Below are 23,222 nucleotides of genomic sequence, written 5' to 3'. Positions count from 1 at the left end.
GGCGGGGAACGTGATTTCTTCATCATCATAAGCAGATTATCCTATGAGCGTTTACGACGCTTGATGAAGTATGTTCCTGCCACGCCTGCACCAGAAAGAACAAGAAGCCCTAAGAATAAGGCAATGTTTGTATTATCACCTGTCTTTGGAGCGTCCGTTGTCTTGCTCGGTGTATCTGGTGTGGTCGGCTGTTCTGGCTCTGTTGGTTCTTCTGGCGTTTCTGGTACTTCTGTGATTGTCACAGTCTGCCCGTCGTCCTCAATGTCCTTATGCTCTGTAACCTTTGTCGGTTCGTCTGGATTGCTCAAATCGTATAATTCCTCAAAGGTTACAAGTTCTTTCTCGCCCAGCTCGGAAGCGTCGAAAGTAAAGGAAATCTGGACTTCCATGCTTTCACTCTCGGCAGTAAAGGTATAGTCATTCTCGACACGCTCACCATTGATGATAAGCTCGGCGTTTTCGTCCTTAATCATCTGCCAGCCTACAAGCTGATACTTTGTGCCGATTTCCAAGCCGTCAAGGGTAACGGTATCAATGATTGTCACGTCTTTTCCTGCTTCAATCTCTTTCTTTCCGTCCTCGCTGGTCGCTGTGGTATGGATAGAGATGATACGCTCCGTGATAAGCACCGTCTGTCCCTCGTCGTCAATGTCCTTGTGTTCTGCCACCTTTACAGGCTCGTCCTCATTGGAAAGGTCGTAAAGTTCCTCAAAGGTAACAAGGTTCTGACCGCCCAGAGAAGAAGCGTTGAACGTATATTCCATTTCAATCTTCATTTCTTCGCTGTCGGCTGTGAATGTGTAATCACTTTCCACACGCTGTCCGTCGATAAGAAGCTCGGCGTTTTCTTCTTTCAATATCTGCCAGCCTTTGAGCTGATATTTTGTGCCTTTTTCCAGCCCGTCAAGGGTAACGGTATCAATGATTGTTACCTCTTTGCCAGCCACGATAGACTTCTCACCGTCCTTGCCTGTGGCTGTGGTATGGATAGAGATTTCTTTCTCATATTCATCAGTCAGTGTCCCTAAGTCAACGGTCACGTTGTTTCTGGACACCACGATTTCAAACGGTGGGATAAGCTCAAAGCCTTTGTTGCCCTCACAGCGTAATTCCTCAATGATATAGGTATCGTAAATCAAAGCACCCTTGCTGTCGTCTGGCTCGCTTGTTCCAAACCAGATACCGTCCTCGCTGGTCTTTCCTGCATTGGTGTTGTGTTTATGGGAAGCCCAGTCAGAAGAAGTGGAGAACTGCCCGTTATCATCTGTCACGATAATGTGGCTCTCACCTGTGGTCTTGCTTGTGATCCTAAAGGTCACTCCCGCAAGACGCTGGTGTGTGCCGTCTCCAATCTTGACACCCTCTAGGTCGCCACGCTTCACTTGATTGTAAATGGAAGTGTCCGCACCTGTAAGGTCAACGATTTTTCCGTCCTCTGTGATTTCAAATTCAATCGGTTCTGCACCGTCCGTCAAATAGCCCTCTGGTGCTTTGCTTTCCTCGATACGGTATTTTCCGTAAGGAAGTAAATCGGCAGAAGTAGAAGCCACGCCCTCAATGTCGGTAAGGATTGTCTTTACCACTTCATTCTTGCTGTAAAGTTTTCCCTCGACAAGTACGGCATTGTCATTAAGGGAAATGATTTCAAATTCAGCGTCTTTCAAGGTCGCACTTCCTTGACCTTTGGTATCGCTGGTTTCCAAATCTCGTTTCTGGATTTTCACACCGCCACGGATAACCTTGTCTGATACATGGTACTGATTGCTTCCAGACAGTACGGCAATGTCGCCGTCCTCGGTAATCTGTGTAAGGTACATTCCTTTAATCTGTTCTTCGCTACCGTTTGCCTGCATATATGCACCGTCAAGAAGATAGCCGTTAGGAGCTTTCGTTTCCTCAACGGTCAGCGTTCCTAAAGGAAGCACGTTCTTACCGTCCTGTGTATAGAAGCTGTCCCCAGATACCTTGTATTCATCAGAAAGGCGGGAAACATAATGGATAGTGCCGTCGCTGTCTTTTTCAGCGATTGTCTTTGTCACCCATGTTTTGGTAGGCTCGCTAGGGAGATTGTCAGCGGTATAGTGTCCCGCATAGAATTTCCATGTGAACTCCGCACCCTCTAGGGAAGCGTCGCCCTGTGGAGCGTCTTTCTGTGTTTCCATGTCAATCTTGAAAAGCTCAATAAGTGTGTCTGTAACCTTTGGCGTATCGGATACGTTCAAGGTTGCTGTCTTGCCCGCTTCCACATTTAAGGAATACACTGTATTGTCCACCTTGTAGCCAGCAGGAGCGGAAAGCTCTTTGATATAGACTGTGCCAGCCTTTACTTCCACGGTATCAGTATTTCCGCTGTTATCAGTCGTAAGGGTGGCAAGCTGTTTTGTGCAGTCCTTATCAGAATAGATACCATAAGTCGCACCAGCGATAGAGTAAAGCCCGTTCCCGTCGGTAATGCTGGCATTACTGGAAGTCTTTTTAAGGGTGGCATTTCCAACGGCAAGTTTCGCCCAGAACTGTCCAATGTCCTGCCCCTCGCCAGAGTAGATATAACCGCCACATTCATAGCGTTCCTTGTTCTCGCTGGCAAAGGCTTTCGCCCCAGCGTAAACCTCGTCCTGTATCGCTTTTGGGATTTCATCATAGGAAGCTCTGACGTTATCGCATTGCCAGCCCAGATGAACGCTCAACCTCTGCCATACGACACACTGTTCAAGAAGATAGACCTGTTTATAGTTCAATCCGCTGTGACTTTGTGTGTACTGCTTGACGTATTCCAGAGAGAGGGCAACGTCGGAAATCTGGTCGTAGCTCATGCGTGTGCTTGCGTCGGCTCTGGTCTTGTAGCCGTTCTTGAAGTCGGTGTTAATGTCTACACAATAGGCAGTTTCACCCTCAACTTTCATATAGCCCTCATTGAACGTCGAACCGATAGAGCCGTCATTCATCACTTTTTCAACGATACCGACACGCTCGGCACTTTCTGTCCAGTATTGCTTCTCGGAAGCGTGGACTGCCGTTGTCGGCAAAGCGGTAGCGATAGTTGCAAAGGCAAGGAAGCCTGTGGCTAATCGCTTCAATATCTTTTTCATAGCTTTAAATTCTCCTTTCGTTTGGATATAGAAAAAGCCGTCCATTTCTGAACGGCTGGAAATAGAAAAGGAACGTCAATATCGGCGTTCCATAATCTACTTGCGATATTCAATTTTTAGTTTATCAATACTGATGTGCTGTACCATATCTATCAGAGCTGGGACTTCGTATCGAGTTCAAGGCTTGCTCGTTTGTAGTAAATTCGTGGTAAATTCAAAGTTTGAAGTCCTCAAAAAATACGATAAATACAGTGTTTTAGGGGATAATCGGACTTTTTAGAAAGATTTTCCCCTTAAAAATATTATAATAAATTACTTTAAATATTATTTAATCACTAAATATGTATCATTGTTTAATTTGAAAACAAATACATAATAAAAATGTTCTTGAAGAAAAAAATAATGTGTTAAAATTTTCTTTGAGGTGTTATTATGAATAGTTTGATTTTCAGTTTAAATGCAACAATACCTATTTTCCTTATTATGATTGTGGGTATGTTTTTAAAAAAGATAAATATAATAAATGAAGAATTTAATAAGGGCTTAAATAAAATAGTATTTTCTGTTGCTCTTCCAATACTTTTATTTGAAGATGTAAGCAGTGTTGATTTTATTGAACTTTGGGATACAAAATTTGTTTTATTCTGCTTTATAGCTACTCTTATTTCAATTTTGATATCCTATGTTATATCTTTATTCTTAAAAAACAAAAATATACAGGGAGAATTTATTCAAGGTTCATACAGAAGCTCTGCATCAATTATCGGAATAGCATTCGTACAAAACATTTACGGGAACATAGGAGCTTCCCCTTTAATGATTATAGGCGCAGTTCCTCTTTATAATGTTGCCGCTGTTATAATACTTTCCATTTTCAAACCAAATAAAGAAAAACTTGATAGAAAAGTTATAAAGTCTACCTTTATAGATATACTAAAAAATCCTATAATCTTAGGTATTTTATTTGGAATCTTATGGTCTTTATCAGGACTTTCAAAGCCCGTAATAATGGATACAACATTAGAAAACTTAGCAAACCTTGCAACACCTCTTGGACTTATATCCATAGGTGCAAGTTTTGATTTTAAAAAGGCAGTTGGAGAAATAAAACCTACAATAATATGTGCAGTGCTTAAGTTAATAGTATTTTGTGCTTTATTTTTACCACTTGCAGTTTATATGGGATACAGAAATGATTATCTTGTTACAATACTTGTCATGCTTGGAAGTGCTACAACAGTCAGCTCATTTATTATGGCAAAGAATATGGGACATGAAGGCATTTTATCATCTTCAACCGTTATGATAACGACACTATTAAGCTCATTTACCTTGACCATGTGGCTTTTTATATTGAAATCATTAAACTTAATATAAAATGTTTCACGTGAAACATTTCTTTAATAATATTATAAATAAAGGTTTCCCTTGAAAATATATAGTTAATAATATATACTTTTTATATATAAGTTGTTGTAAAAATAATTATAAAATAAAAAGGAGAAACTAATGCAAAAACAAAACAAAAAAATTATATCTGTTTTTGCGATTATTGCCATCATATGTTCTTTATTCTCAAATGTATTCGCAGCAACAGATGCAGTAACACTCCAAATCGGAGACAGCAAAACAAATTATGATACTGTGGCAGAAGCGGTGGCAGCTGTTCCAAAGGACAATATCAACGCAGTCATTATATTTAATGACAATTTTACGGGTTCCGGTGTAAAAGTAAATGAAAATCAAAACATAACATTCGATTTAAATAATTTTACATGGGATATTACAGACACTGTAGGTTCAACAGGTACTGAAACAAATGGTCTTCAATTATTAAAAGGCTCAACAGTTAAAATTCAAAACGGTGCCCTTACATCTAAAACAGCAAAGCTTTTAATCCAAAATTATTGTAACCTAACTATTGATAATGTTAAATTATCAGGTACAGACAATTTAACACAATATATCGTTTCAAACAATAACGGTTCAACTACAATAACAGGTGGCAGTGAAATAACTGCAGCAGAAGGCGGAATAGCTTTCGATGCTGACAAATGGGGCGGTTATGATGGTGGAAACGTAATTCTTGAAAGCGGAATAATAAATGGTAATATTAATGCTACAAACGGCGGTAAAATGACTTTAAATGGAGGAACAATTAACGGAGAAGTTTTAGCATCAAATTATACTAGTGCAGGATATGATTCTCAATCACCTATAATTACAATTAATGGTACTGATATTAACGGCAACGTATATAGTACAGGAGAAGGTAAAGTAATTATTCAAAAAGGAATCATAGACGGAACAGTTAATTCAACAGGAACAAATAAGATTGAAATAACAGGCGGAACTTTCCTTAAGGAACTTGGTGATAATGTTAATGTAAACAGCGAATATAGTGCAAAAATTGGCAATAAAACAGTAATTGGAGAAGAAGATTTTAATGAAACAATTAATAATTTAAAATCAGGTGATGAAATTGAACTTCTAGCTGTTCCTGAAAACACAAAACTTTCTATACCAGAAAATGTTAAAGTAATTAATAATTCAGGAAATAACGTTATTATAAATGATGAAAACCTAAATACAGGTGGTAATATCACAACACCTCCAACAGATAAAGATGATTCTTCAAGCAGCTCAGGTTCTACATCAACAGATAATAATACAAATGATAATGCAGGAACTCTTTCACCACAAACAAGTGACAATTCAAATATGACATTATTTGTAATTACATTTATGATTTCAATTATTGGAATTACAACTGCAATTACATTAAAGAAAAAACAACAACACTAAAATAAAAAGGATATCAATCGATATCCTTTTATTTTTTGTTCTTTACACTTTTATTAAATTTATTTCTTTGAATTGTAATTATTCTTCCACATCCCATGCATTCAAGCTTGACATCAAGCCCTATCCTTATTATTTTCCATTCATTTGTTCCGCATGGATGTCCTTTTTTCATAACCACAATATCATCCGCATAATATTTTTCTTCCATAATAACCTCTTAAAACAATATATATCCTATATAAAAATAACTTGCAAACATCGAATCTCTCAGTGCAACATTAAGAGATGAATCTTTTAAGAATATTGCAACAACAAATATAATGCTTATTAGTATTAAGTTTATTATAAGCCCTTTAACAATTCCAAACAATGCTCCACCGAGTTTATTAAATGTTCTTATAACAGGAAGCTTTGTTGCAAGGTTTAAAATTTCAACTATCAAAGATAACACTACATAAGCTAAAATCAAAATACCTACAAAAGAGATAAAAGAAACTATTGATGCAGTAAGCGCATCTACTGCCATATTACCTCCCGAGCTTACAGCATTTGAACCACTATTCCATAGGTTTTCAAAAAAATGAATTATTGATGATGGAATATCTCCTAGGTTCAAACCCGCAAACCAATCTGCTACATTAGTACTTCCCTGTTCTACACTATTTGACACACTTTCAGGAATAACATTATTTACTCTTAAAAAAGTATGAATTGTATCTTCTATTCTTGTATTGTTAATAAGCCAAGTACTTAATGTACCTGAAAAAAGTTTTGCTATTATAAAACTGCATATAATTGTTATTATGGAAAATATACTTTTAACAAGCCCCCTAAATGTTCCCCATATCATACATACCAATATAATACCTACAATTAATATATCTATCCATGTAAACATAATTTATTCTGTTAAAACGCAAAGATTATTCATTTTCTTTATTTTGTTTTTCTCTTTGCTCTTTTAAATTCTCCTTTAAAATATTATTTACAATTTCCTCTGCCAATCTGTCTTCTTTTTCTTCAATTTCAGGAGTAATTTTTTCTGTTAATACATTTACGTTTGTTTCTTCTTCAACAACTTCGTTTTTTTCTTTTAATTCTTCAACGCTTTTATTTTCGTTTTCTGTATTGACATATTCTTTTTCTGTATCTAAAGAGTCTTTAGCTTCTTCTTCATTATCATCTTCTTCAATAGATAATTCTTTATTTTTCTTTTGTTCTTTCTTTAATTGTTTCTTTTCTTTTCTGCTTAACTTTTTTTCTTTAACTTTTGGTGTTTTTTCTTTTTTGCTTGCCTTAGCACTTTTTTTATTATTCATCATTCTTTTACCGCCATTAATTACAAAACCGAAAAATTCACCGATAAAGTAACAAACAGTAATAATGACATAATTTGCCGCAAATAATAAATAACCATGACCTCTAAAAATACTCATTAAAAGAGTAACTGGTTTATTATAAAATATTATAGGTCCGCCAAGGAAGAAAAACTCTGTCCAGCCTTGGGACTGTGTAGGCACAAGTTTACTTACTCCATAAGCAATGGAAGTATAAACCAAGATAGGAACTATTGCAATAAAAGCACCTACAAACAACTTCCAGAATTTATCCATTTTACCGCTTACCGCAAGTTTAAATCCACATACAAGCCATATAATCATTTCCGCTATAAGCATTACTCCCGCAATGATTACATTATTTACTCCGATTATCAGACTTACAAGATAAATTATAAAACATAATAATAACTGAAGTCCGTTTACTAACATAGCTGTTGCAAAATATTTTGTTTCTTTATTATTCATAGTTTATTTTTCCTCTATTTTAAAAAGTTCTAAAAGTCTTGATAAATCATCATTTGAATAATAATCTATCACAATACTGCCTTTATTATTTCCATTATCTTTTAATTTTACTTTTGTTCCAAATGTAAAAGACAATCTGTTTTCCAAATCCTTAATATAAGGGTTTTCTTTTTTTTCTTTTTTTAAAGGTTTTTCTTCTTTCCCTTTAAATTCTTTAGCTAATTTTTCACTCTCTCTAACAGAAAGATTTTTACTTATAATAAGCTCTAAAAATTCTTCCCTATATTCTTCTTCCACAGAAAGAATTGCTCTTGCGTGCCCCGCAGAAATAAGATTATTTCTTATTGCATCTTTTACTATTTCGCTTAAAGATAAAAGTCTTAATGTATTTGCAATTGAAGCCCTGCTTGTTCCAAGTCTTTTTGCGATATCTTCTTGAGTCATATTAAAACTTTCTTTAAGCTCATTATAAGCCACAGCTTTTTCAATTTCATTTAAATCCTCTCTTTGAAGATTTTCAATCAAAGCAACTTCGCTTATTTCTTTTTCGCTGTATTCTTTAACGATAACAGGAATTTCTTTAAGACCTGCAACAATGGCAGCTCTGTATCTTCTTTCCCCTGCAACGATTATATAATCATCATCTTTTTTAACAACCAGTAAAGGTTGAATAATTCCATGTTCTTTAATGGAACTTGCAAGCTCGTTTATTTTTTCTTTATCAAATTTTTTTCTAGGTTGGTTTGTATTTGCTCTTATTAAATTTATATCAATATGTTTTATATCACGTTCTTCATTTTCAGAAAAAACTCCATCCACATCTTCTTGTGGAATCAACGCCGAAAGTCCTCTTCCAAGGCCTCCTGCCTTTTTCTTTCCTTTTGCCATATTACTTATTCCCCTTTCTTAATAAGCTCTTTTGCAAGCTGCATATAAGCTTTATATCCTTTTGAAGAAGGATCATAATCAACAATCGTCTGACCGTAACTTGGTGCTTCCGCAAGCCTTATATTTCTTGGAATAATAGTTTCATAAACTTTCTTTCCAAAAAATCTTTTAACTTCTTCCACAACCTGCATTGAAAGATTAGTTCTGTTATCAAACATAGTAAGCAATACGCCTTCAACCTTTAATTTAGGATTGATACCTTTTTTTACAAGATTGATTGTATTCATAAGTTGGCTAACCCCTTCAAGTGCATAATATTCACATTGAATTGGAATAAGAACACTATTCGAAGCACAAAGTGCATTTACAGGTAAAAGTCCAAGAGAAGGTGCACAGTCTATTATTACATAATCATAATTATTTACTATGCTTTTTATCCCTCTTTTTAATATTGTTTCTCTTTTAGGTCTTCCCGCAATTTCTATTTCTGCACTTGCAAGATCTATGCTTGAAGGAATTAAATCCAAATTTTCAACTTCTGTTTTTATTACAACATCAGCTGCATCCATTTCATTTACTATAATATCATATGTACTGTTTTCCAATGTTGTTCTATCGATATCAAGTCCGCTTGTAAAATTACTTTGAGGGTCAAGGTCTATTCCCAAAACTTTTTTACCCATTTTTGTAAGACAAGCGGATAAATTTACGGCAGTAGTAGTTTTCCCTACCCCGCCTTTTTGATTAAATAATGATATAATTTTAGTCATAAACATTCTTCTTCCTATATTTTTTTACTAACACATTGTAACATAGAAAAACTACCCCTTCAATAAATTTAATATTAAAAATTGTTTCACATGAAACATAATATTATTTAATATTAAAGGCGTATATTTAAATTGTTTATATTAAATACCACATTAATGTTTTATATATTATAAGAAATAAACATAAATATTATATGAAATTAAAATGAAAAAATGATTATATTTTTTTCTGATATAAAATAATTAATAAGGAAGTATATATATTATAGATTAAATATATAAATGTATAATTAAAATTAAAAAAATTTAGTTAATAATTAGCTGTATATCATACGATGAAGCTATATAAGACACAAAGTAATATTAAAATATAACTTAATTTATAAGTACATTATAACCATGATTTATTATATATGAATAACAAAAATGAAAAATATATAATATATAATGATAAGACAAATAAAAGCAGTAAATGTTTCACGTGAAACATTTGGGAAAACTGAAAATTTTTTCTTATTTTTTGTTAAAATTACTGTTTACAAAAATCAATTTTTGCATTAATATATATATAAATTAAATATAGTTTACATTTTAGAAGATAGGCAAAAAATATCTTCGATTTTTTTATATTTTAAAGGAGGCTATCATGGGAAAATTTTTAAAAGAAGGCTTAACATTTGATGATGTATTATTAATACCAAGAAAAAGCGATGTTATCCCTTCACAAGTAGACACATCAACATATTTAACAAAGAAAATTAAACTTAACGTTCCACTAATAAGTGCCGGAATGGATACAGTTACAGAATCAAAACTTGCTATTGCTATGTCAAGACAAGGCGGTATCGGTATAATTCATAAAAACATGACAATAGAACAACAAGCAGCCGAAGTTGATAAAGTAAAAAGAAGTGAACATGGTGTTATAATAGATCCTTTCTTCCTATCACCTGAACACGTAATCGAAGATGCAAATGAAATAATGGCAAGATATAAAATATCAGGTGTTCCTATTACAGACGAAAGCGGAACATTGGTTGGTATAATCACAAATAGAGATTTAAGATTTGAAAGAGATCCTAAAAAGAAAATTAAAGATGCAATGACTAAAGATAATTTAATCACTGCACCAGAAGGAACAACTCTTGAAGAAGCAGAAAAAATCTTAAAGAAAAACAGAATAGAAAAACTTCCTATAGTAGATGAAAATTATAAACTTAAAGGTTTAATCACAATTAAAGATATTGAAAAGAAAATCCAATATCCAAATGCAGCAAAAGACGAACAAGGAAGACTTCTTGCAGGTGCAGCTGTAGGTACTGCTGCTGATACAATGGAAAGAGTTGAAGCTTTAGTTAATGCAAAAGTTGACGTAATCGTTCTTGATACAGCTCACGGACATTCTACAAACGTATCAAACTGGTTAAAGAAAATTAAAGCCGCTTATCCTGATTTACAAGTTATCGCAGGTAACGTTGCAACAGGCGAAGCAACAGAAGATTTAATTAAAGCAGGGGCAGATGCAGTAAAAGTAGGTATGGGTCCTGGTTCAATTTGTACAACAAGAATCGTTGCAGGTATCGGTGTACCTCAAATCACAGCTGTTATGGACTGTGCAGAAGTTGGAGATAAATACGGCGTTCCTGTAATCGCAGACGGTGGTATTAAATTCTCAGGTGATATTTCAAAAGCAATCGCAGCAGGTGCAAGCACGGTAATGCTTGGAAGTATGTTCGCAGGAACAGAAGAAGCACCTGGAGAACTTATCATATATCAAGGAAGACAATTTAAAGCATACAGAGGAATGGGTTCTGTTGCAGCAATGTCACAAGCAAATAACTCTTCAGATAGATACTTCCAAAGCGGAGCTAAAAAACTTGTTCCTGAAGGAGTTGAAGGAAGAGTTGCTTATAAAGGTAGCATAGCAGATAATGTATTCCAACTAATCGGTGGTCTACGTGCCGGTATGGGATACTGCGGATGTGCAACAATTGATGAATTAAGACATGATGCAAACTTCGTTAAAATAACAGCAGCATCACTTCAAGAATCACATCCACATGATATTTCAATAACAAAAGAAGCACCAAACTATACAAGAGAATTTTAAGGAAAATAAAATATGAGTAACAAAAATGAATTAGTAGTAGTATTGGACTTTGGAGGGCAATATAACCAACTAATCGCAAGAAGAGTTAGAGAGTGTAATGTGTACTGTGAAATAAAACCTTATACAATTTCCCTTGATGATTTAAAAGCCTTAAATCCTAAAGGTATCATTTTCACAGGCGGACCTAACAGTGTATATAAAGAAGATTCTGCATCATATACAAAAGAAATCTTCGATTTAAACATTCCAATCCTTGGAATATGTTATGGTTCACAATTAATGGCTCATAAACTTGACGGCGAAGTTGCCACAGCTCCTGTAAGTGAATATGGTCACACAAACGTTAATCTTGATACTTCTTCCCTATTATTTGAAGGAATCGATGAAGAAAATGTTTGCTGGATGAGCCACACAGATTATATTAAAAAACAACCTGAAGGTTTTAAAATAACAGGCCATACACCTGTATGTCCTGTTGCGGCAATGGAAAACAAAGAAAGAAATCTTTATGCTGTACAATTCCACCCAGAAGTAATGCATACAAAAAACGGAACAAAGATGATTCATAACTTCCTATACAATGTATGTAAATGTAAGGGTGATTGGAAAATGGATTCTTTCGTTGAAGAAACTATTGAAGCAATTAGAAAAAAAGTAGGAAACGGAAAAGTACTTTGTGCCCTATCAGGCGGAGTTGATTCTTCCGTTGCTGCCGTACTTCTAGCAAAAGCAGTAGGAAAGCAACTTACATGTGTTTTCGTAGATCATGGTCTTCTTCGTAAAAACGAAGGAGATGAAGTAGAAGCGGTATTTGGTCCAGATGGTCCTTATGACTTGAACTTCGTAAGAGCAAACGTGCAACAAAGATTCTACGACAAACTTGCAGGAGTAACAGATCCCGAAAAGAAAAGAAAAATAATCGGTGAAGAATTCATAAGAGTATTTGAAGAAGAAGCTAAAAAAATCGGTGCGGTTGATTTCCTTGTTCAAGGAACAATCTATCCTGACGTTGTAGAAAGCGGACTTGATAAAAGTGCGGTTATAAAATCTCACCACAATGTTGGAGGATTACCTGACCATGTAGACTTCAAAGAAATTATCGAACCACTTAGAGATTTATTTAAAGACGAAGTAAGAAAAGCAGGAAAGGAACTTGGAATACCTGAGTATTTAGTAATGCGTCAACCATTCCCCGGTCCTGGACTTGCAATTAGAATAATCGGTGAAGTTACCGAAGAAAAAGTAAAAATAGTTCAAGATGCCGATGCAATATATCGTGAAGAAGTTGCAAAAGCAGGAGTAGACAAAGACCTTGGACAATATTTTGCAGCACTAACAAATATGCGCTCAGTTGGTGTTATGGGAGACTTCAGAACATACGACTATGCGATAGCACTAAGAGCAGTTATGACATCTGACTTCATGACAGCAAGTGCCGCACAACTTCCATGGGAAGTTCTACAAAAAGTAACAACAAGAATCGTAAACGAAGTGGACCATGTCAACAGAGTACTGTATGACTGTACAAGTAAACCACCTGGAACGATTGAGTTTGAGTAATACAATGAACTCAACACATCCAAGTATTTATAATGAATCGCGAAATTTTGATAACAAACTAAAGTTTAAGATTATTCTTATATTTCAAGTAGATTACAAAAAAATATAATATTTTCAAATGACAAAGCATTACTGACTTTTTAGTCAGTAATGTTTTTTTTAATTTTTAAAAGAATATAAAATCATATACATGATAAATTCATGATAAAAAAAAGAAATAATATATTCTAATTATCAAAAGAATAAATATAGACTGCGAATATCAATATTTTCTTGAACATTATATTACGATGAAATATAATAAAATAAAAGGATGAAATTTGCACAAAATAATTTACGCTTAAAATAATTAAAATAAATGTTAAAACTAGGAGGGGGAAATTTTGACAGATATTACCAATACAAATCAAAATAAACAAGATAAACTTATTGCATTATTTAAATTTATAGAAGAATTAAATAAAGTAAGAAACAGAGAAATATTAAATATTTCAGAATATAGATGGTATAAACCATTAACTTATTTTAATAATGATAAAGAAAATATTAAAATTTACTATAAAGATAAAATAGAAGAAGAAAAAAATAATAACGATATATTACTTACTGTTCATAAACCTAATTTGCAATCATGCCCAAAACCAGATAATCAACTTTTAAAATGGCTAGAGGAAGGTTGGGATGATGATAGAAAAGAATTAAAAATAAAAAAATCAATAGAAAAAAATAAAATTAATATAAATATAACAAAAAGTTCATTAAACAAAGAAGTTGAAGAAGCTACTACTCCTCTAATAGAATTATTTACAGATAATAAAGAACGCATAGAAATTTTTAATATATGGAAAGAGCAAAGAGAAAATTGGGCACAAAAACAAAAAATATTAAGAAAAACAAGATCAATATTTTCAGAACTATATAAATTATACATAGATTTAAATAGAGAATCAGAAACATTAGAATTAATCGTAGCAAACGGTTTTATAAAATGTAAAGATGAACCACAAATTAATCACCCCATTTTAACAAGACGTGTACAAATTTATCATGATGCAGAAAAAAATACCATATTAATAAAAGACAGTGATGTCGAAACACAAATATATACTTCTATATTTCAAAACATAAAAGATATAAATTTAAATGCTATTAATCATATACAAAATGATCTACATGAAAATGACTACCATCCATTGGATAGAAACGATTTACCTTTATTTTTAAAAATTTTTACACATCAACTTTCAGCAAAAAGCATATATTCTGAAAATGGAATTCCTGAGGGATGGGAAAAAAGAGAAAATATTTTAATATATCAAAATCCATGTTATATTTTAAGAAATCGAAAAGATGGAACTATAAAAGCAATTGAACAAATAATAGATAATATTGAAGAAACAAATGAAGTGCCAAACCCAATAAAAGATATTATTGAAGGTGGAACAATTGATATTGTTCAAGAAAACAAAGAAAATACAATCGAAGAACAACTAGCTGCAGTTGGAGGAGAAAGTATTGATATATTGCTATCTAAAGAAGCAAATAAAGAACAACTGGAAATAGCACAAAGAATAGAGCAATATAATGCTGTTTTAGTACAAGGCCCTCCAGGAACAGGAAAAACACACACAATTGCAAATTTAATGGGGCATTTTTTAGCTCAAGGGAAAAGTGTGCTTGTAACAAGTCATACAAAAAAAGCATTAAGTGTTTTAAAAGAAAAAGTAAATAAAAATCTACAAAATTTATGCGTGTCAATGCTTGATGATTCTAATATTGATATGGAAAAATCTATTGATGGAATAATAGAGTATATGTCATCTACAAATTCATTAAAATTATCAAAAGAAATGAATTTGCTAAAAGAAGAAAGAGTTAAAATAATTAAAGATCTATCAATGATAAGAAAAAAAATATTTAACATAATAAATAAAGAATGTAACAGCATTGTATACAATGGTGAAGAAATATCTCTTTCAAAAATGGCACAATATGTCCATGACAACATGAATAATTTATCCTACATTCCTGGAACAGCAAAACTATATTCTCCCCTCCCTCTTAGTCTAGAAGAATTAAAAGAGTTATATGAAACTAATATAACTTTAAGCACAGAAGATGAAAATGAATTTGCACAAAATATCCCAACACCACAAGAAATACCAACACCAAATGAACTTAAAGAAAATTATAATAAATTAAATAAAGCTACAGCTCATTTAAAATCTATTATATCAAATAATAAATTTGACATAAAAATATCTACTAAAGAAAAAAAAATAATGATAAATGATGTAACAAATAATTATATATTAAATTATCCAAGTGAAGATAACGTAAATGAGTTAAAGGATTATATTAATTCATTACCAAAATTAGAAGAATGGATGAAACATTGTGCTACTGATGGAAAAAGAGGAGGAGCTTATAAACAAATATGGCATAATTTAATAGATAAAATAAACGAAACAAGCAATTTCTCTGAGGAACTGGTAACAAAACAATTCGGTAAAGAAGTTAAAATTTTAAATAATAATCCACAATATCCTGATGCAGTACGTGAATTATTAAGTAAATATAATCAAAATAATAAAATAGGAAAATTATCTTTTATATTAAATAAAAATTTAGAAATAGCCTTAAATGGTGCAACAATTAACAATAAGAAGCCAGAAAATGCTAATGATTGTAAATTGATTCTAGATATAATATATATAAAAAATTTAAGAAATGAGTGTGCAATATACTGGGATAATCTTATTAAAAAATATGGAGGCCCAGCATTTAAAGATCTAGATATAAATGAACCTGAACATATTGCTGCAAAATATATACCTACAATACAAAGATACTTAGATTGGTTTACAAATGAATATGAAATTCTTTTGAATAAAATAACAAATATAAATATTCCTCATAACATTATATTTAAATACGATACATTTGACTCAGAAATTGTAGAATCAGAAAAGATTCTTTATGCAATTCAACATACTATCCCTGATATATGTAATGCTTTTGAAACAATTGAAACAGCAACAAAAATTAAAACAAAATTTGATGAAACTATTAATATATTAAATAAAGATAAAAGAAAATATTCCCAATTATGTAAAAATATTACAAAAGCTCTAAAAAAACATAATATTGAGGATTATAAAACATCATATAATCTATTGGTAGAAACATATGAAAAAAATAATATTATTATAAAACGTAAGGAATATTTAAAAAAATTAGCTATCATAGCTCCCCAATGGGCTAAATCGATAGAAAAAAGAGAAGGAATACACGGAGAAGGAAGCATACCTAATAATATAGAGGATGCATGGAAGTGGAAACAATATTATGAAATAATCAATGAAACACTTAAAGAACCCTTTGCACAACTACAGAAAAAAAGTATTTTATTAAGTAAAAAATATCGTGAAAAAACAGCAGAATATGCTGAAAAATCTGCTTGGTATAACCTACTATACAAAATAGAACGTGATATTGATATGACACAAGCATTAATTGGATGGAAACAGACAATTAAAAGAATTGGAAAAGGTACAGGAAAAAATGCACCAAAATATAGAGCAGAAGCACGTATATTAATGGCAAAATGTCAAAATGCAGTTCCAGGATGGATTATGACTATAAACAAGGCATTAGAAAGTTTAAATCCTAAAAAAAATAGATTTGATATTATTATTATTGATGAAGCTAGTCAATCAGATATATCTTCACTTGCTATTTTATATATGGGTAAAAAACTAATAATTGTTGGAGATGATAAACAAGTAAGCCCTATGGCTATTGGTGCAAATATTGAAAAAATGAATAATTTAAGAGAAATGTATATTAATGGGAAAATTCCAAATGCTCATTTATATGATGGTAAAACATCAATATATGATATTGCAGCAACTACATTTAAGCCATTAATGCTACATGAGCATTTCAGATGCACACCAGAAATTATTGGCTTTTCTAATTGGTTATCATATGATTTCAAAATAAAACCTTTAAGGGATTGTAGTAATAACGAACTTCTCCCTTCTGTTATAAACTATCGTGTTGCAAATGGACAAAGAATAAATAAAACAAACCCAAATGAAGCAAAAACAATTGTTGCATTAATGCAAGCATGTATGGAACAACCAGAATACAAATCAAAAACATTTGGAATAATTTCTTTACTTGGGGATGAACAAGTTAATATTCTACAAGAAGAAATATTTAAAAGAATTGACCCAAAAGAGCAAAGTAAAAGAAAAATTTTATGTGGAAATGCTTCTAACTTCCAGGGAGATGAAAGAGATGTAATTTTCTTAAGTTTAGTTGATTGTGCTAATGGAGAAGGACCATTATCAAAAGTAGGCTTTGGCATAGATGATTCAACTAGAAAACGATATAATGTTGCTACAAGCAGAGCAAAAGATCAACTTTGGGTTGTACACTCTATAGATTCAGCAAATGATTTAAAACAAGGAGACATACGAAAAATGCTAATAGAATATTCTATGAATCCTAAGAAATTTGAAGTACAAAATAGTAAAATAGAAAAAAATTCTGAATCACCATTTGAAGAAGAAGTAGCAAAATTTTTAAGTGTTAGAGGTTATCATATTGTACAACAATGGGAAGTAGGCGCATACAGAATTGATATGATCGCAATATGTGGTAAAAGAAAAATCGCAATTGAATGTGATGGAGAACTATATCACAGTGGAGAAGAAAAAATTAGAGAAGACATGGAACGACAAACAATACTAGAACGTTTAGGATGGAAATTTATAAGAATACGAGGTAGTGAATATTATCTAAATAAAGAAAAAACAATGCAAAAAGTTATATCAGAATTAAAAGAAAATGGAATAGAACCAGAAGAATATGATATTACAAAGTTATCAGATAATAAAGATACAAAATTACTACAAAAAATAAAAGGACGTGCAAATGAAATTCTTAACGAATATAAAAAGGATGAAAATTCTGAATTAGATCAACATATTGTAGCGACTGCACTAAACTCACAAAAGGATATTGAAAATTTAAATATTTTTAATTATAAGAATTTTTAATAACACATTATGTATATTTATTAAATAAAATATTAGCTCATAAAAACTTAAGTAAAAGCACTCCCCTACCCTAAATCATATAATTAGAAAAAAGGAGAAAAACCATGATCTGTCCATTTTGTAATAAAGAAATGATAAAAGGTAAAGTTTGCAGTAATGACGCACTATGGTGGGCTGAAGCAGGAATAAAAACAAGGCTTAACGATGAAGGGGGAATTATTGGAAGATTAAATGGCGATAGGGTAAGTGCATATAGATGTGATAAATGTAAAAAAATAATTATTGATGAAAAATAAAAAATTAAAAAACAGAACCCCTAAAGGTTCTGTTTTTTATTAGATTTTTCTTTGCCTTCTAATATTTCTAACACTTAATCCTATACCGATAAACGAAACAACCATTAGGAAGATTAAACCTGACATATCGTTACTATCCCCTGTTGCTGCACTGCTTGTAGACCAGTGTGCCTTAAATTCAATATTAGATGTTACTGTATATTTTTGACCTGAACTGTATTTGTTATTAGAACCTTCAAAGTATTCAAAAGTTGCACCATTTTTCTTAGGAGCATCAGGTATTGTAATTGTACTTCCATATTCGGCAGTTATTACTTTCTTACCGGTTGTACCATCTGCCCAAGTTCCTCCGTTAGGGTCAAAGGTTATAGTAAGAATTATTGGTTCCCAATTTGCGGTATACTTCATATCACCACTTGAGCCTTTTTTAACTATAACATTCTTTTCAGGAGTATCACCGTTAGAACCGGTCCAACCAATAAAGTTATATACTATTTTTGTAGGATTATTAAGTGTGAAAGAATCTGTTTCATATGTATAAGTAGTTGGATTTTCCTTTGAAAGTGTTCCTCCGTTCAAATCATATTCTATGTTATAGTCCGTTAATTTCCACTGTGCATATAATGTAACTGTGGAATCTTTTTCTCCATTATCGGAAATAAATTCCGCTTCATCGGCATATGAAGTTCCGCTTCCGTCAGCTTTTGTATTCCAGCCTATAAAATCATAATATTCTCTTGTAAATTTACATGGAATAAGTTTAGTGTTATTTTCATAATAAGTGGTCTGATCAAGCATTGAACCGTCACCGCCGTTAGCATCAAATTTAATAAATGTTTGAACAGGATTCCACTGTGCGTATAATTTAACATTACCGCCATTTTCAGATGTTAAATTCTTAACACTTTCCATATCGGCATATAATTTTTCTTCACCGCTCCATTTTTCGCCCTCAGTCCAGCCTGCAAATTCATATCCATATCTTACGAATTGATTTGCAAATAGATTTTGAGGTTCATTGTATACCATATCCTGAGTTATTGATGGTCCGCCATCTTCAAAGTTTGGAATAAACTGGATAGTATAACGATTTGCCAATGGATGAGCATCAATTTGAACTTCACCTGTAACGGTTATAGTTTGATTAGCCTTTGTTGGATCGTCCTTTTCAAATCCAGGAGCACTTCCAACAGCTGTATAACTTTCAAAGGTATACCCTTCATCTACCTCTGTTCCTATTTCAAGCTGTGTTCCAACTAAAACTTTTTCTTTAGTTGTATTTCCTTTAGATTCTATCCATGAGGTTGCATGATCGTCTGAAGATATGCGTACAGTACAATAATTAAAGTTATATGCTCCACCAGAAGTATCAACTTCTATTGTCCTATCATCTGTATCATATCCTTCCAATGCTCCGCTAAATTTAACTTTATAAGTTCCCTCAGGTATAGCAGCAGTATCTGATATTCCATAAACTCCGCTTTCTATAAACTCAAATACCCCACTGAATTCTTCGCCTGTATTATAATTTATCAAAGTAATATCATTTTCAGGATTATTTGTATTTACTGATTTTTCATTATCAGTAATTAAAATTACGGCACTGTCTGCTTCAACCCAGTTCGGATAAAGTGTTATACCCTCAGGATCTCCGTTACTATCAAGAGTACATATATTTACTACAGAAGATTCATCTAAATACTTGCTTCCAAAAGCAAAGGTTGACCAATATGTAAATATATTGTCTGTTTTCGTAAAGGTGCAAGGATCTAATTTTTCAGCAGTATCAAATACCATTTCTTGAGTTTTTGTATGTCCCTCTTCGTCATCAAAGGTTACCGAATAAGTCTTTGGCTCCCACTGTGCATATAACGTAATATTTTTAACAGATGCTCCATATAAATTTTTTACTTCCTGCTTATCAGTAAAGCTGTCTCCGCTTCCGTCTGCTTTTGTATTCCAACCTTTAAAACTCCATCCAGGAAGTGAATAAGCATTTGAACTTAAACTTCCACTTTCATTATATTTTAACGTCATATCCTGCATACTTCCTGTCATTTCCGTTGAAGCATTTCTTGGTTTGTTGGAATCAAATTTAATATTATATGAATCATATGCCCATATAGCATAAAGCCTGATATCATTGGTAGCTTCTATTTTATCTCCAGGTTTATATACTACATTTTTTGAACTTTCATCAGTATCCCAGCCAAGGAAAACATGTCCGTCTTTTGTAGGGATATTATCAGGAATTACAGCAGTAGTGTTTTCAGTATATGTATAAACATTACTTGGCATATTACTTGCTTTACCCTCTTGATTCAAGTCATGAAAAGAAACTGTATTATAACTCGTATCAATCACAAGTTCTAATTCAGGATTATATAAATCCCCGTTTTCTTCATCAAATCCTTGTTCAATAAAGTTAGCAACCGAAGTAAAATGATGTTTTAAATTACTGTTATATAAATCCGCAGTAATATCAAAACTCCCTTCAGGAACATATATAACTGCATTACCATCAGCATCGGTCTTTCCTTCTTTTAAATATTCAAACTGATTATCATCATTAGGATACGAAACTTTTACATCAGATAAACTTTTATCATTCTGATCTACTACATGAACATTAAGCTTATATCCTTTATAAGGACACTCCGTTCGACCTGATGTTTTGTATGTGCCGGAGTAATATAAATTGCATATCAATTGAGGCGGAAGAATATCTCCCGAAATTCCTCTACTGAACATGAGCAAATTAATTGAAAAGCTATATCCCAGAAGTTTTAAACTTACCTCTCCGTCAATACATTCAAAATCTTTACATGCATGATATATTTTTTCTTCTTCAAAGTAGTGCCCTGAATTTAAAGTTCCTGAAATATCAAAGCCGGATTCAAGATCTGCGCTTAACGAAATAAGTTTTATTATTTCAAAAGAAACACCAAAAGCAAACCCCGTAAATACACTTCCTGTAAGACTAAATCCTTGGAACTTAGTATCACTTCCCTTAGACTTATTGTTTAAAAATGTTTTTCCCTTATTTGTCATTCCAAGTTCAAAACCTGAATTTAAATCATAATCAAATCTTACACCGCCCGTTGCACTTCCTGAAATTCTGGCATTAATGCCAATATCAAATTCCATTACTCCAGGCATGCCTATTGGAACTTGAAGAACAGGAATATCAAAGAACACAGAAGGAGAATCTATGTCGATTTCAGTATCTTTGCAATGCAAGTCATTTTCAAAGGAAATTGCGCATATATTACTTTTACCAAAATCAATACATAATTCAAAGGTTATTTTTCCTTGTGGTTTTGCACTTATTGTTCCATAAGAAGCAAGAGGTAAAGAAAAGGAAGTTGAATACTCTTTTTCAGTATGTCCTTTATAAGCTTCAAATATAGTTTGTAAATTAGAATATTCGACTTCTCCCTCATCTGTGTTTGCATTCAAATTTTCCCCATAAATAATTGCACCGTTTGCATCATCCATTTGCGCACTATTTATGTTAAGCATATAAAAATTAGTTTTTACACCAGAAGATTCAGATGATTTATCAATTACAAAAACAGGAGTTTTTCCCTCTATATTATTTAACTCATCAGCAAGTTTAGAATCAACATTTCCAAGGGAAAACATAAGAGAGTTTTCATCATTTGTAGGAACAATATTAACCTGTAAACTATCAGTTCCTTCTTCAGAAGCACTTTCTTCTTTTATTAAAATAACATCATCCTTAAGAACCATAAAAGTATCATTATCTTTTAGTTCTTCATCATCGCTTGCAACCTTATCAACATCAATTAAACGATCTCCCTCGTCTTTATAATCCTCTGCGGTCATGTTCCTAAGTTCATAAATATCTTTTGTATATGAATTAGAAAGAAAATCATAAGAAGCAACGTTCCCTTTTTCATCAAGCATATAGATCTTTAATATAAAATATGTAGGAATAGAACTGTCATTTTCATATGAAACATTAGTCTTTACAATCTCTGTCGCAGAAGATGTAACATCTTCTGTCTTCCTTGAAATCAAATGAGAAGCCGCATCATTTTCACCGTCAAATTCTTCATCATAAAACTCAATAACAACTTTACTTGCCTGACCATACCACTCTATGATCATGGTTTTATTAGAAATATCAACCTCTACATTCGTTATTTCAGAAGAATATTTTGTATCAGAATAAGCATTAATATTTACGTTAGAAGAATTATCAGAATTCTTCACAATAGACACATTACCATTATTTGATGTCTGATTATTATTATCTATGTCTGTTTCGATTTTATTATTTTCCATAGAAGAAGCGAACACAACAGAGTTATTAAAGTTCGCAATCATGGATACTACCAAAGAAAATGTAACCAATAATGCAATTAATCTATTAGTAAATTTCTTCATATAAATACCCTCCCTATAACTATTTAACAGGATAAACATTTTTTTCAAATATTATTTATTAAAATATTTATTTAAATCATAGTGTTAAAGAAAAATACAATGTATACTATTATATAAATTATACCAAAAAAAAAGGTATTTTCATATCCTACATTTTCGCATGAAAATGGGTAATATAGCCATATTTTTAATAAAAGTAACATTATAAAAAATTAATAAAAAAGGATGAAAAAACAAAAAATATTAATTACATTAAACATACAAAAATTTATGTAAATGAAAATGATATTAATAATTAAATAAAATTAAAATCAAAGTAAAACAAATAATAGCTAATAATAAAATAATATAAGCAAGCCATAAAAATATAAAGAAAAAGTATATTTATAAATAATAAAAAATAATCTTTTTTATCCC

The 23,222-nt window shown here is 32.1% G+C and carries 13 protein-coding genes; 6 read left to right on the top strand and 7 right to left on the bottom strand.

All coding sequences use genetic code 11. The features are described from left to right. Window positions 1-41 precede the first annotated feature (41 nt). Entirely contained in the window at window positions 42-3,089 is a 3,048-nt protein-coding gene (locus V2W16_RS04630) for an SrtB-anchored collagen-binding adhesin (RefSeq protein WP_329382234.1), read from the bottom strand. A gap of 432 nt (window positions 3,090-3,521) precedes the next feature. On the opposite strand from V2W16_RS04630, the gene V2W16_RS04625 reads away from it, so the two are divergent. Both V2W16_RS04625 and V2W16_RS04620 read left to right on the top strand, forming a co-directional pair. Then, complete coding sequence (locus V2W16_RS04625) at window positions 3,522-4,466, top strand: AEC family transporter (RefSeq protein WP_329382231.1); 945 nt, start codon at window positions 3,522-3,524, stop codon at window positions 4,464-4,466. 132 nt (window positions 4,467-4,598) lie between these two features. Further along, window positions 4,599-5,894 (top strand): hypothetical protein, encoded by a 1,296-nt coding sequence (locus V2W16_RS04620; RefSeq protein ID WP_329382228.1) that lies wholly within the window; start codon window positions 4,599-4,601, stop codon window positions 5,892-5,894. Between the two features lie 28 nt (window positions 5,895-5,922). Here the strand turns inward: V2W16_RS04620 and V2W16_RS04615 are convergent, their stop codons facing one another. From V2W16_RS04615 to V2W16_RS04595, 5 genes are read right to left on the bottom strand one after another with little or no spacing between them, the layout of a single operon-like run. Further along, the gene (locus tag V2W16_RS04615) at window positions 5,923-6,102 is read right to left on the bottom strand and encodes a DUF951 domain-containing protein (RefSeq protein WP_329382225.1); all 180 of its coding nucleotides are present in this window, start codon (window positions 6,100-6,102) and stop codon (window positions 5,923-5,925) included. A gap of 9 nt (window positions 6,103-6,111) precedes the next feature. After that, a complete protein-coding gene (locus V2W16_RS04610; protein WP_329382222.1) occupies window positions 6,112-6,792 on the bottom strand; it encodes a CvpA family protein in 681 nt (226 codons plus the stop codon). Between the two features lie 25 nt (window positions 6,793-6,817). Beyond that, window positions 6,818-7,699, bottom strand: a complete 882-nt coding sequence (locus V2W16_RS04605; RefSeq protein WP_329382219.1) for a hypothetical protein — start codon at window positions 7,697-7,699, stop codon at window positions 6,818-6,820. A 3-nt stretch (window positions 7,700-7,702) separates the two neighbouring features. Next, the gene (locus tag V2W16_RS04600) at window positions 7,703-8,587 is read right to left on the bottom strand and encodes a ParB/RepB/Spo0J family partition protein (RefSeq protein ID WP_329382217.1); all 885 of its coding nucleotides are present in this window, start codon (window positions 8,585-8,587) and stop codon (window positions 7,703-7,705) included. Between the two features lie 5 nt (window positions 8,588-8,592). Further along, window positions 8,593-9,357, bottom strand: a complete 765-nt coding sequence (locus tag V2W16_RS04595) for a ParA family protein (protein ID WP_329382214.1) — start codon at window positions 9,355-9,357, stop codon at window positions 8,593-8,595. 646 nt (window positions 9,358-10,003) lie between these two features. Between V2W16_RS04595 and guaB the strand changes: the two genes are divergently transcribed. The 4 genes from guaB (at window position 10,004) to V2W16_RS04575 (ending at window position 18,392) form a co-directional block, all read left to right on the top strand. Then, a complete protein-coding gene (guaB, locus tag V2W16_RS04590; RefSeq protein ID WP_329382211.1) occupies window positions 10,004-11,467 on the top strand; it encodes an IMP dehydrogenase in 1,464 nt (487 codons plus the stop codon). A 12-nt stretch (window positions 11,468-11,479) separates the two neighbouring features. Then, window positions 11,480-13,027, top strand: a complete 1,548-nt coding sequence (gene guaA / locus V2W16_RS04585) for a glutamine-hydrolyzing GMP synthase (protein WP_329382208.1) — start codon at window positions 11,480-11,482, stop codon at window positions 13,025-13,027. A 383-nt stretch (window positions 13,028-13,410) separates the two neighbouring features. Beyond that, on the top strand, window positions 13,411-18,096 hold the full coding sequence (locus V2W16_RS04580) for an AAA domain-containing protein (RefSeq protein WP_329382205.1): 4,686 nt from the start codon (window positions 13,411-13,413) through the stop codon (window positions 18,094-18,096). Between the two features lie 104 nt (window positions 18,097-18,200). Beyond that, window positions 18,201-18,392, top strand: coding sequence for a PF20097 family protein (locus tag V2W16_RS04575; RefSeq protein ID WP_329382200.1), 192 nt, complete (start codon window positions 18,201-18,203; stop codon window positions 18,390-18,392). A gap of 39 nt (window positions 18,393-18,431) precedes the next feature. Here V2W16_RS04575 and V2W16_RS04570 read toward each other — a convergent pair whose 3' ends face one another. Beyond that, entirely contained in the window at window positions 18,432-22,805 is a 4,374-nt protein-coding gene (locus tag V2W16_RS04570) for an InlB B-repeat-containing protein (protein WP_329382197.1), read from the bottom strand. Between the last annotated feature and the right edge of the window lie 417 nt (window positions 22,806-23,222).

It is taken from the genome of Anaerofustis butyriciformans, assembly GCF_036289385.1.
In the GTDB taxonomy this organism is placed as follows: Bacteria; Bacillota; Clostridia; order Eubacteriales; family Anaerofustaceae; genus Anaerofustis; species Anaerofustis butyriciformans.
This window is presented reverse-complemented; position numbering and strand designations above follow the sequence as displayed.